Origin of the sequence: Rhodococcus sp. EPR-147 (assembly GCF_001647185.1) — a bacterium.
GTDB lineage: Bacteria > Actinomycetota > Actinomycetes > Mycobacteriales > Mycobacteriaceae > Rhodococcoides.
The window spans coordinates 1-11,972 of sequence record NZ_LVCU01000216.1 but is presented as its reverse complement, the minus strand read 5'-3'; the positions used below and the strand labels follow the sequence as shown (position 1 = coordinate 11,972).

The 11,972-nt window shown below is 64.8% G+C and carries 13 protein-coding genes and 1 pseudogene; 7 read left to right on the top strand and 7 right to left on the bottom strand.

Going from position 1 to position 11,972, the window contains the following annotated elements:
- A pseudogene (locus tag A2J02_RS28230) lies at positions 1–936 on the top strand (cutinase family protein); the annotation flags it as partial.
- Positions 937–1,015: 79 nt separating this feature from the next.
- On the opposite strand, the gene A2J02_RS10580 reads toward A2J02_RS28230, so the two are convergent.
- The 5 genes from A2J02_RS10580 to A2J02_RS10560 form a co-directional block, all read right to left on the bottom strand.
- Complete coding sequence (locus tag A2J02_RS10580) at positions 1,016–1,321, bottom strand: DUF1416 domain-containing protein (protein ID WP_037194601.1); 306 nt, start codon at positions 1,319–1,321, stop codon at positions 1,016–1,018.
- A 1-nt stretch (position 1,322) separates the two neighbouring features.
- A complete protein-coding gene (locus tag A2J02_RS10575) occupies positions 1,323–2,159 on the bottom strand; it encodes a sulfurtransferase (protein ID WP_068049880.1) in 837 nt (278 codons plus the stop codon).
- Between the two features lie 74 nt (positions 2,160–2,233).
- The gene (locus A2J02_RS10570; RefSeq protein WP_068049878.1) at positions 2,234–2,722 is read right to left on the bottom strand and encodes a DUF4395 domain-containing protein; all 489 of its coding nucleotides are present in this window, start codon (positions 2,720–2,722) and stop codon (positions 2,234–2,236) included.
- 252 nt (positions 2,723–2,974) lie between these two features.
- On the bottom strand, positions 2,975–3,394 hold the full coding sequence (locus A2J02_RS10565; protein ID WP_068049876.1) for a thioredoxin family protein: 420 nt from the start codon (positions 3,392–3,394) through the stop codon (positions 2,975–2,977).
- Entirely contained in the window at positions 3,391–4,170 is a 780-nt protein-coding gene (locus A2J02_RS10560; protein WP_068049884.1) for an LmeA family phospholipid-binding protein, read from the bottom strand. Before A2J02_RS10560 ends, A2J02_RS10565 begins: the two co-directional genes overlap by 4 nt.
- A gap of 130 nt (positions 4,171–4,300) precedes the next feature.
- On the opposite strand from A2J02_RS10560, the gene A2J02_RS10555 reads away from it, so the two are divergent.
- From A2J02_RS10555 to pstB, 6 genes are all read left to right on the top strand, one after another.
- Positions 4,301–5,062, top strand: coding sequence for a winged helix-turn-helix transcriptional regulator (locus tag A2J02_RS10555; protein ID WP_068049874.1), 762 nt, complete (start codon positions 4,301–4,303; stop codon positions 5,060–5,062).
- Positions 5,063–5,968, top strand: a complete 906-nt coding sequence (gene mshD, locus A2J02_RS10550) for a mycothiol synthase (protein ID WP_068049868.1) — start codon at positions 5,063–5,065, stop codon at positions 5,966–5,968.
- Between the two features lie 201 nt (positions 5,969–6,169).
- On the top strand, positions 6,170–7,267 hold the full coding sequence (gene pstS, locus A2J02_RS10545) for a phosphate ABC transporter substrate-binding protein PstS (protein ID WP_068049882.1): 1,098 nt from the start codon (positions 6,170–6,172) through the stop codon (positions 7,265–7,267).
- Between the two features lie 87 nt (positions 7,268–7,354).
- Positions 7,355–8,392 carry a phosphate ABC transporter permease subunit PstC gene (gene pstC, locus A2J02_RS10540; RefSeq protein WP_068049867.1) on the top strand — a complete coding sequence of 346 codons (1,038 nt, stop codon included), beginning with the start codon at positions 7,355–7,357 and terminating at the stop codon, positions 8,390–8,392.
- A 3-nt stretch (positions 8,393–8,395) separates the two neighbouring features.
- Positions 8,396–9,304, top strand: a complete 909-nt coding sequence (pstA, locus tag A2J02_RS10535; protein WP_068049866.1) for a phosphate ABC transporter permease PstA — start codon at positions 8,396–8,398, stop codon at positions 9,302–9,304.
- 37 nt (positions 9,305–9,341) lie between these two features.
- Positions 9,342–10,118: a phosphate ABC transporter ATP-binding protein PstB gene (gene pstB / locus A2J02_RS10530; RefSeq protein WP_032395896.1), complete on the top strand. Its 777-nt coding sequence runs from the start codon at positions 9,342–9,344 to the stop codon at positions 10,116–10,118.
- A gap of 137 nt (positions 10,119–10,255) precedes the next feature.
- Here the strand turns inward: pstB and phoU are convergent, their stop codons facing one another.
- Together phoU and A2J02_RS10520 are read right to left on the bottom strand one after the other, a co-directional pair.
- Complete coding sequence (phoU, locus tag A2J02_RS10525) at positions 10,256–10,930, bottom strand: phosphate signaling complex protein PhoU (RefSeq protein ID WP_068049865.1); 675 nt, start codon at positions 10,928–10,930, stop codon at positions 10,256–10,258.
- 66 nt (positions 10,931–10,996) lie between these two features.
- Positions 10,997–11,972: LCP family protein (locus A2J02_RS10520; protein WP_197477995.1), on the bottom strand; the 976-nt coding region annotated here is incomplete at its 5' end.

Here is an 11,972-nt window from a genome sequence, read left to right as displayed (position 1 = left end):
GAGATCGGCGCGCGTGACTCGAGTGCCCTGGTCAACGGCGACGACATCGCAGGCGTGATCATGGTCGGTTCGCCCTACCGCCCGGCCGGTGTGCCGAATTTCGGTGACGAGCCGGGTGAATCGCTCGGTGGCTTCATGGACCAGTCGCCGCGGGATTACGGAACGCTGACCGACAAGGTCACCTGGTCGTGCCGACCGTGGGATCTGGCATGCGACGCTCCGGACGACATCGAACTTCTGCAGCTCGCCCTCGAGGTCATCTCGCAGATGCGGCTGACCGTCCTCAACCCGGTACAGACCGTGTCCGACTTCGCGCGCGCAGTGACGACCATTGCTTCGCGCGCGATCGTCGATATCGCCACCGACAAATCATGGTTCACCTCCGACGAGACTCTGCTGCAGGTCTTGGTGAGGGTGGCGGATGTGGATTACACCGTCGCCGATCAGCAGGCGGTGGACGCATTGACACCGGAGCAGCTCCTCGCCGATCTCAACTGGGCGATGGGGCCCGGTGCCGAGACCGTGGAAGCCAAGCTCCGTGCCGAGGCCACCGGGTTCGAGGAGAACAACAAGGGCATCGCCGACGTCGTGCTCGGGCCCTACCTGGCGCTCGGCTTCCTGCAGCACCTGTCCTACTGGTACAACGACCCCAACGACGGGTACGAGTGGGAGAGCGAGAAGATGGTCGCGTGGATCACCGACCTTGCGCGCACCGAACGCGAGAAGAAGAACGCACCGCAGACGGCGGCACCTGAAGCCCCCGCCCCGGAGATCGCACCCGAACCCCGCCTGCTGCCGGAGCCCGGAACGGTCACGCAGGTGAGCGATCTCGGAGCGTTCCTCGAATCGCAGGGCATTCCGGTACCGGAAGGGATGTTCCCGCCGCAGTATTCGACGGTTCCCGATCCCGCCGCCTCTGTGCCCGTCCCGAACTAGAAGCCTCCACCGAGCCGAAAGAACCCCGCACCTGCGAGCAGGTGCGGGGTCCTTTTTCGTTCTGGGCGAGACGGTCGGATCAGACTCCGACGGTGACGTTCGCCGAGTGCACGCCTGCGCCCTCGGGAGCGATCACGGTGTCGCCGTTGCCCGATGCCGACAGGGCGCGCAGCGTCCACTGTCCGGGAGCGGCGAAGAACCGGAAGTCTCCGGTGCCCGACGCGACGACCTCTGCGGTGAATTCGCCGCTGCCGTCGAGCAGCCGCACGAATGCGCCTGCTACGGGCTCACCGTCGCCGGCGAGGACGCGGCCGGTGATGACCGTTTCCTTCTCGACGTCGACACCTGCGGGGATGGTCTGGCCTTGTACGGGTGCTCCACACATATCAGTGAACCTCCAGCTCGATGGGTGCTCCGACGAGAGAGCCGTACTCGACCCAGCTGCCGTCGTAGTTCTTGACGTCTTCCTTGCCGAGGAGCTCCTTGAGGACGAACCAGGTGTGGCTCGAACGCTCACCGATGCGGCAGTAGGCGATGGTGGCCTTGCTGTCGTCGTAGCCCTTGGTCTTGTACAGCTCTTCGAGCGCTTCGTCGGACTTGAACGTGCCGTCCTCGTTGGCGGTGGTGCTCCACGGGATGTTGATCGCGGACGGCACGTGGCCACGCTGCTGCGCCTGCTCCTGCGGAAGGTGAGCCGGGGCGAGGATCTTGCCCGAGAACTCGTCGGGCGAACGCACGTCGATCAGGTTCTTGTTGCCGATGGCGTCGATGACCTCGTCGCGGAACGCGCGGATCGACAGGTCGGGTGCCTCGGCGCGGTACTGCGTGGTCTCACGGCTGACGACGTCCTTGGACAGCGCGCGGCCGTCGAGTTCCCACTTCTTGCGTCCACCGTCGATGAGCTTGACGTCCTTGTGGCCGTACAGCTTGAAGTACCAGTAGGCGTAGGCGGCGAACCAGTTGTTGTTTCCGCCGTACAGCACGATGGTGTCGTCGTTGCTGATGCCCTTGGCCGACAGCAGGTCCGAGAACTGTTCCTGATTGAGGAAGTCGCGGCGAACCGGGTCCTGCAGGTCCTTGCGCCAGTCGAGCTTGACCGCACCTTCGATGTGTCCGCCGTCGTAGGCGCTTGCGTCCTCGTCGACCTCGACGAAGACGGTCTTCGGTGCGTTCAGGTTCTGCTCGGCCCAGTCGGCAGAGACCAGGACGTCGGAGCGAGCCATGGTGTTCCTTTCGGTCTTTCTCTATGGATCGGTGAAGGTCGAGACAGGACTGCAGCCTGCTCAAGCGACCCTGTTCAGGATGCGGTGTGCGAGGTGGTGCGCAGCCGCGAGGCGAGGGGGTAGATCATGCAGCCGAGGCAGACCGCGAACGCGGCGTTGAGGAAGGCCGCGAACAACGCGAAGCCTGCCGCCACGGTTCCGACGACGGGAGCGCCGATCGCGAAGCCGAGGACTCCCACGGCGGCGAACACGAAGCCCACCAGTTGAGCGAACTTCAACGGTGCCACCGGCTCTCGTTCGCTGGTGGGGGAGAGCCGCGGTGCGACGAATGTCGCGTAGATCGTGCCGTACGGACTGCGCTTGGGTCCGCGGACGGCTCCGATTCCGAACACGATCGCCTGTAGCCCGAGCAGGATTGCCGCCGCGGGGACCGAGAACGTGGTCAGGAGGAGAACGACGACCAGAACGGCGGTGGTGATCCACGCCGCGAAGCGTGGACCACGAACGTCCACCTGGTCGATCGTGGCAGTGGGGGTGGTGGTCCGGGTGTCGGGTGTCGACATCGAGAAGTACTCCTGTGCGAGGTCGGGGCACGCCGCATCGGCAGTGCTCGGACATGGATTTCGATCATCGGGCCGTCATCACGCATGGGCGTGGCGGCAGAAGGAAATCAGCAGCAGCGACAGCAACAACCGCCCAGTCGGCACAGATCGACTGTGCGGCGACTGGTGAGCATCAGCTCGCGGCAGGAGAACACGAAGAGCATCGTACCCGCTACCAGCGGCGCGTCCTACCGCCGGTCCGAAGAAGCGTGGTCAGAGAGCGTCGAGTGCGGACCGCAGCGCCGCAGCGGACGGCACACCCGCGATTCTGGAGCGCCGTTGCAATCGGGTGTCGAGTACGAAAGTGGTGGGCAGTGACAGCACGCCCAGTTCGCGAGCGAGGATCGGATGAGCGTCGATGTCGAGTTCGAGTTCGCGGGCATCGCTCCGGTCGTCGAGCACCTGCTGGACGACACGTCGCACGGCTGCGCACGGTCCGCACCAGTCGGCCGAGAAGTGCAGGACGGTCGCAGAGTCGGTCGTGGCACCCGCGTCGAGCAGGAGTGGGTACAGCTCGTCGGTCTCGGTGTCGGGCTCACGCACCGCCCGGACGGCCCCCGATCGGCTGCGGAGGAACAATCCGGTAGCGACGGCAAGGATCGCCACGACGACGAGAACTGTGATCCCTGTCACGGCTTTTCGATTTCGTTGAGGTCGATTGTCACGTTCTCGCCCGATCCTTCGACGACGATCTGCGAGCCCTCCGCATAGACGTCGGTCGGGACGAGCCCGAAGGGCAGGCTCTGACGCTCGATGGTCTTGGTGAACAGTCCGAGAACCGTGGGCTTGGCGAAATCGGGGATCGAGAAGTCCGCCTGGCCCTCCGGGCCGAAATAGAAGTCCGACGCCACGATGGCGACGCCGTCACCTTCGAGCAACAGGTCGGCCTGCACGCTCACGGTCGTCTCGAGCGGGCCGACCGGAACCGTTCCGGTCAGCACGACGCCCCCGGTAGTGGTCATGCCCGATCCGCCGGAGCCGCCGGTGCCGTCCGACTTGTCGGCCGGGGGCGCGGAAACCTGCAGGTCGACGATGCCGAGGAACCGGCCGAGGTCCGTGGCCTCGATCCGTACACGGCCGTCGAGCTCGTCCACGGGAATCGCCCGCACGTTGTTGTCGATCAAGTCGGACAACTCGATGTGCACGCCGCGGAGATTGGCCTCGATCGTCGTCGAGCCGACGTACTCGGTCGGCACGTCCTGCGCGCGGATCTCGATGTTCTGGTAGCGCCCGTCCGCGGCCTGAGTGAGGAACGGGAAACCGTGCACTATCACCTGAGGGTCCGAGGTGAGCTCACCGCCGGCGCGGATCGCGCGGGAGACTCGATACTCCGAGTAGGCCGCAGCGCCGAAATCCACCACGAGGGTGAGGGCCAGCAGGCTGGCGAGTCCGATGAGAAGTGTGCGCACGGGTCCATTGTGACCGACGAATCGCGCACTGCCCTCTTCGGCCGGTTGTACGGACAAGCTAGTCTGTGTCCTTGACGATCACTCAAGTCCAGCCTGGACTGGACCGGCCAGCAGTAAGAATGGAGACGCAGTGGAGCTCCTACTACTGACCTCCGATCCCAATCCGGAGGGCGTTCTGCCGTCCCTCGCTCTCCTGGCGCATCACGTACGCCCGGTACCCACCGAGGTGTCCTCGCTGCTCGAAGCCGGCTCGGCGGACATCGCACTGGTCGACGCTCGTACGGACCTGGCCGCCGCTCGTGGTCTGTGTCGCCTGTTGGGAAGTACCGGATCGGCCATCCCCGTCGTCGCGGTGCTCACCGAGGGTGGGCTCGTCGCGGTGAATTCCGACTGGGGTCTCGACGACATCCTGCTCCCCGGTACCGGCCCCGCAGAGCTCGACGCTCGGCTGCGGTTGCTGGTCGGCCGTAGTGGAGGGGTTGCCAGCCCGGAGACCTCGGGCAAGATCACGCTCGGCGAACTGGTCATCGACGAAGGTACTTACACCGCGCGGCTGCGAGGTCGTCCGCTCGACCTCACATACAAGGAATTCGAGCTGCTGAAGTACCTGGCTCAGCATGCGGGTCGGGTCTTCACTCGCGCCCAGCTCCTGCAGGAGGTGTGGGGCTACGACTTCTTCGGTGGCACGCGCACCGTCGACGTCCATGTTCGACGCCTGCGCGCCAAGCTCGGTACCGAGTACGAGTCGCTCATCGGAACGGTGCGCAACGTGGGATACAAGGCGGTTCGACCCGCGCGCAACGCCAAGGGCGGACCGGTGGTCTCGGACGCTGCCGGCGGGGATTCCGACGATGCGGATTTCGAGTTCGAGCAAGAGAGTACTCTCTCGTAGATGAATTCGGATCCTGCGTTCGACGTCCACCCCATCGACGGCGACGCACCGTCTTCGCGTGTTTCCTACGAGATTCATCAGATCCTCTCCCGTGCAACGGAAGTCGACGGCACTGCACCCTTGTCGGAGCAGGCCGTGAAGGCTGTCGACCGTGGTGACGACGTCGTTCGTCTGGTCTCCACCGAGGGTGATCGTGTCGTCGGCTACGTCGGAATCGCCGACGGGATGGCCGAGGCCGTCGTCGATCCTCCGTTCCGCGGTCACGGAGTGGGACGCGAATTGGTTTCTCGCGCACTCGAAATCGGCTCCGGTACCCGTATCTGGGCGCACGGCAACCTGCCGGCGGCGCAGTCGGTCGCGGCGCGGCTCGGGTTGCAGGTGGTTCGCGAGCTGCTGCAGATGCGTCGCGCGTCCGCGCATCCCGATCTTCCGGATGTAGTTGTGCCGGAAGGTATTTCACTTCGAACGTATCGTGGGCATCAGGACGATGCCGAGCTGCTGCGGGTCAACAATGCGGCCTTCTCCTGGCACCCCGAACAGGGTGGCTGGACCGATCGCGACATCGCCTCGCGCCGCGACGAATCGTGGTTCGATCCGGCGGGCCTCTTCCTGGCCTTCGAGGAGGGCAGCGACCGGCTCCTCGGCTTCCACTGGACGAAGGTCCACCCGGCCGAGGGTGTGGAACCGGCCATCGGTGAGGTCTATGTGGTCGGTATCGATCCGCAGTCGCAGGGTCGTGGTCTCGGTCGAGTGCTCACGCTGGCCGGCCTGCACTATCTGCATAGCAGAGAACTCGGCCAGATCATGCTGTACGTCGAGGCCGACAACACCGCTGCCGTGCACACCTACAGCAAGCTGGGCTTCGAGAACTACCACGTGGATGCCGCATACGCTCGCAGCGTCTGAACGGACATTTCAGACTGCGGTGTTCATCTCCCGTTCACCCACGCGGGGGTAAACGTCTACCACCTGCCCCTACCTTTCTCCATGGGCGGCAACCTACGCCGCCTGGTGCGAGGTTTCTTTCGAGCCGGCACCCACACAGTCACAGCGCGGCCGATCAGGTCCGAGCCGTGGACACGGCCCAAGATTCCTCGGAGGAAACAGGTGAACCTCAAGCGCAACGGTGCTCTCATGAGTGCAGTGGCCATCAGCGCCATGTTGCTGACCGCATGCGGTAGCGACGCGAACGTCGAAACCGTCGGCGCGGACGATTCTTCCGCCTCGTGCGAGGGCAAGTCTCCGCTCACAGGCGAAGGATCGTCTGCTCAGCAGAACGCGATGTCCAACTTCACCTCGGTCTACTCGAGCGTCTGCTCGGGCAAGTCCGTCGAGTACACCACCAGTGGCTCGGGCAACGGTCGTACGCAGTTCGTCGCCGGTCTGGTCGACTTCGCCGGCTCCGACTCCGCGATCAAGGACGAGCAGGCAGCCGAGGCGGCCACCCGCTGCGACAGCAACCCGGCGTGGAACCTGCCGCTGGTCTTCGGGCCCGTCGCAGTGGCCTACAACCTCGACGGCGTCGACAGCCTGGTGCTCACGCCCGATGTCACCGCACGGATGTTCACCGGCCAGATCACCACCTGGAACGATCCCGCGATCGCCGCCCTCAACGAAGGCGTCGACCTGCCGTCCACCCCGGTCACCCCGGTCTACCGCTCCGATTCCTCGGGCACCAGCGACAACTTCCAGCGCTTCCTGTCCGACGCTGCTCCGGAGGCATGGACCCTCGATCACAGCTCCGACTGGGCCGGCGGCGTCGGCGAAGGTGCCAACGGCTCCTCGGGCGTCGCCCAGGCCGTGTCCGGGACTCCCGGCTCGATCACGTACGTCGAGTTCGGCTTCGTCGAGCAGGAAGGCCTCAGCGCCGCGAACATCGACTTCGGCAACGGCCCGGTCGAGCTGAGCAACGAGACTGCGGCCGCAGCCATCGACGCCGTGACCTTCTCGGGTGAGGGCAACGACCTGGTGCTCGACCTCGACGCGTTGTACGCCAGCAACGAGGCCGACACGTACCCGTTGGTGCTCGCCACCTACGAGATCGTCTGCTCGGCGGGCTACGACGCCGACACCTCGGCAGCCGTCAAGTCGTTCCTGCTCAGCGCCGCGAACGAGGGCCAGCAGGGCCTCGAAGAGGCCGGCTACGTGCCGCTGCCGGACCGCTTCAAGGAGCGCCTGATCACCGCCATCGAAGCAATCGCCTGATTCAATGAGACGTAATCCTGCTTCGGCTCGAGAAAACGCGAGCCGAAGCAGGACCGTCCTCGACCTCCACACGAGACAGTGAGCGGTATGAGCGACACCCACTCGATGACCGGCGTTCCCTCCGCGGCTAATGCTCCCTCCGCGGGTGCCGCGCACAAACCGGAAGAACCACAATTGTCAACGAAGAAGAAATCGGGGACCGTCACCCGCCCCGGTGACCGGATCTTCTCCGGCCTCGCCACGGGCTCGGGTATCTTCATCATCGCCCTGATCGCCGCCGTCGGCATCTTCCTGATCTGGCGCGCGATCCCCTCACTGTCGAACAACACGGTCAACTTCCTGACCTACAACGGTGCCTGGGACACGACCAACACCTCGGCCATGGTGTTCGGTGTTCTCGACCTGTTCCTCGTCACAGTCACGGTGTCGCTGTTCGCACTGATCCTCGCGATGCCTGTCGCACTCGGCATCGCCATCTACCTGACGAACTACGCACCCAAGCGAGTTGCGGGACCGCTCGGTTACGTCATCGACCTGCTGGCCGCAGTCCCGTCGATCGTCTTCGGACTGTGGGGCCTGTACGTCCTCGCACCGGTGATCAGCCCGTTCGCCGAGTGGCTCAACACCAACCTGGGATGGTTCCCGCTCTTCGGTACCGGGTCGGTCTCCATCGCCGGTGGCGGAACCATCTTCACCGGCGGCATCGTTCTCGCCGTCATGATCCTGCCGATCATCGCTGCCGTGACCCGCGAGGTGTTCATGCAGACGCCGAAGGGGCAGATCGAAGCCGCTCTCGCGCTCGGGGCCACCCGCTGGGAGGTCGTGCGCACCACGGTCATTCCGTTCGGAAAGTCCGGTTACGTCAGCGGCTCCATGCTCGGCCTCGGCCGCGCTCTCGGTGAGACCATCGCGCTCTACATCATCATTCGCAGCACCCAGTCGACCTTCGGCGGAACGTTGTTCGACGGCGGTTCCACCTTCGCCACGAAGATCGCGCTGGCCGCGGGCGAGTTCAACAACCCGCTCCAAGCCGGTGCCTACATCGCCGCGGGTCTGGTGCTCTTCGTCCTGACCTTCGTCGTCAACGCCGGTGCTCGCGCCGCCATCGCCGGAAAGAAGGACTGACCCATGACCGCAACCATGGACAAGCCCGTCAAGGAACCCACCTTTCAGGGCGTCAGCGCTCGGCGTAAGGCGTCCAACCTGTCGGCGACGATCCTCGTCAGCCTCTCGGTGCTGGTGGCTCTCGTCCCGTTGATCTGGGTGCTCTACACGGTGATCTCCCGCGGACTGTCCGCAGTCGTGTCGCCCACCTGGTGGCAGAACTCGCAGGCCGGCGTCACCCAGTTCATCGCAGGTGGCGGTGCGTACCACGCCATCGTCGGAACGCTCCTGCAAGGACTGTTCTGCGCCGTCATCTCCATCCCGATCGGCATCTTCGTCGCCATCTACCTCGTCGAGTACGGCGTGGGCACGCGCCTGGCCCGAGTCACCACCTTCATGGTCGACATCCTCACCGGTGTGCCGTCCATCGTCGCGGCCCTGTTCATCTACGCGCTGTGGATCGCCACCTTCGGATTCCAGCGATCCGGTGTGGCCGTCGCATTCGCCCTCGTGCTGCTGATGATCCCCGTGATCGTGCGCTCGGCCGAGGAAATGCTGCGCATCGTTCCTCAGGATTTGCGAGAGGCGTCCTACGCGCTCGGCGTGCCGAAGTGGAAGACCATCGCCAAGATCGTCATCCCCACGGCGCTCTCCGGCATCGTCACCGGCATCATGCTCGCCCTGGCCCGCGTGATGGGTGAGACGGCACCCGTGCTGATCCTGGTGGGATCTGCCACCGCCATCAACTTCAACATTTTCGAGGGGCCGCAGACGTCTCTGCCGCTCATGATGGTCGACCTGCAGAAAGCAGGAACCGGCGTGCTCACCGCTGAGCGCATGTGGGGAGCAGCCCTGACGCTGATCCTGATCGTCGCAATACTCAACATCGGCGCGAAGTTGGTCTCGAAGTTCTTCTCGCCCAAGAACTTCTGACCCACCCGACTCCAGCGAATCCTAAGGAACGAAGAACATGGCAAAGCGTCTCGATCTCAAGGACGTCAACATCTACTACGGCAAGTTCCATGCCGTCTCGGACGTCACTCTGGCCGTACCGCCGCGCAGCGTCACCGCGTTCATCGGACCGTCCGGCTGCGGTAAGTCGACCGTCCTGCGTTCGCTCAACCGCATGCACGAGGTGACCCCCGGTGCACGCGTCGAAGGTTCCGTGCTGCTCGACGGCGAGGACATCTACGGCAGTGGCGTCGACCCGGTGGGTGTGCGCCGCACCATCGGCATGGTCTTCCAGCGCCCCAACCCCTTCCCGACGATGTCGATCCGCGACAACGTCGTCGCCGGCCTGAAGTTGCAGGGCGGCCGCGGCAAGAAGGAACTCGACGAGATCGCCGAGCGCTCGCTCAAGGGTGCCAACCTCTGGAACGAAGTCAAGGACCGCCTCGACAAGCCCGGTGGCGGCCTCTCCGGCGGACAGCAGCAGCGTCTGTGCATCGCTCGTGCGATCGCCGTCTCGCCCGACGTTCTGCTGATGGACGAGCCCTGCTCGGCTCTCGACCCCATCTCCACTCTCGCCATCGAGGACCTGATCCAGGAACTCAAGCAGGACTTCACGATCGTGATCGTCACGCACAACATGCAGCAGGCCGCACGGGTGAGCGATCAGACCGGCTTCTTCAACCTCGAGGCGACCGGCAAGCCCGGCAAGCTCATCGAGATCGACGACACCGAGAAGATCTTCTCCAATCCGACGCAGAAGGCCACCGAGGACTACATCTCCGGCCGCTTCGGATAACCACACACGAACGCGAGAACCCCCGTCGAGCGAAAGCTCGGCGGGGGTTCTTTCGTGCGTGTCTGCGCTCGTTGTTCCGACGAGAAAGCCGAGTAGCGCTGCAGAGCAGCGCCACTCGGTCTCGGCGAGGGTGGGTACTACGAAGTGGGGATGTTGTTCTGGCTCAGGTCGAGCGGCAGCTCACCGGTCACCAGGAAGATCACCCGACGGCCGACCTCGACAGCGTGATCGGCGAAGCGCTCGTAGAAGCGGCCCAGCAGAGTCACGTCCACCGCAGCAGCGACGCCGTGGCTCCACTCGCGGTCCATCAGCACCGTGAAGAGGTGACGGTGCAGATCGTCCATCGCCTCGTCCTCCTCCTGCAGCTTCGCAGCGCGCTCGGGATCGCGGGTCTCGAGCACCTCACGGGCCGACGCGCCGATCTGAACGGCGAGCCGACCCATCTCGGCGAAGTACCCGTTGACGACCTCGGGGAGGGCATGGTTCGGGTGCCTGCGACGAGTGATCTTGGCGACGTGCAGTGCGAGTGCGCCCATGCGATCGATGTCGGCGACGATCTGAATGCCGGCTACCACCGAACGGAGGTCGCCTGCGACCGGAGCCTGCAGGGCGAGAAGGGTGAAGGCTTTCTCCTCGCACACCGCACTGAGCTCGGTGATCCTGTCGTGTTCGGAAATGACCTGCTCGGCGAGTACCAGGTCTGCTTGAAGGAGGGACTGCGTGGCCATTTCCATGGCCGCACCAGCCAGGCTCGCCATCTCTCCGAGGAGATCGGCAAGCTCGTTCATCTGTTCGTTGTAGGCGACGCGCATGAGCGAAGTTTAGTGGGTCACACCGACCAGTTCCCTGTCCCGAGGGTTAACGGAGCATGAATGAACTCAGGCGCACGTGTCGTCGGCGGCGTTGGTGTACGAGAGATCCTCCGGAAGGGGCGCACTCTGGGTGGTGCCCTCGACCTGAGTGGGATCGATTTGGGTGCCGAATGCCGTCGGGAACTGGGTGTATCCGGGATAGTTCGAGCCGAGCACCACCTCGACGACGTTGTTCAGGCTCGGTGCCAGCTCGATGGCCGCGCCGGGTATCGCCGACGCGACGGTCGCCGCAGCCGCCTCCTGATCCTGGGAGTAGCGCACCACGGTCTGGGCCGCGGTGCCCGAGAAGTTGCCGACCGTCAGGATCTGGAATCCGTAGACCGCGAGTTCGTCGGATGCCGTCTGAGCCATCCCGGCGATGTCGGATGCGTTGGACACCTGCAGGGAGACGGTTGCCGGATCGACGGCCAACAGCGGCGCGTCGGGTACGGCGGCAGGTGCGGGCTCTTCGGGTGTCACCGGCTCCGCGCGTTCCTCACCGGGCAACGGAGCGTCGTCGATGATGGCCTGGAAGATCGCACCGATCGCGTCGTCGTTGGGGATCTCGTTGCCGTAGTCGTTGGTGCCGGTGGTGGGAATGGTCAGGAAGGTCACCGCACCGGCGTCCACGTTCTGCAGCGAGCGCCCCAGCGTCACCAGGTCCTGAGTCTTGACGTTCTCCACGAAGGTGTCCGAGGTGAACGCGTTGACGAATCCGTTGAGCTTGCCGGGATCGAGCAGCACGTTGTTCGAGAGCGCGGACCTCAGAAGCGACGACAGGAAACGCTGCTGTCGCTTGATGCGGCCGTAGTCGCCGTTGCCCTCGGACTCGACGTTGCGCGCTCGAACGTAGTTCAGTGCGGTGCGGCCGTCGATGCGCTGTGTTCCGGCGTTGGGGAGGACGTCACCCAATTCGTAGTCGATCAGCGGCTGCGCGGTGCAGACCTCGACGCCACCGACCTCGTCGACCATGGACTCGAATCCGGCGAAGTCCATCCCGACG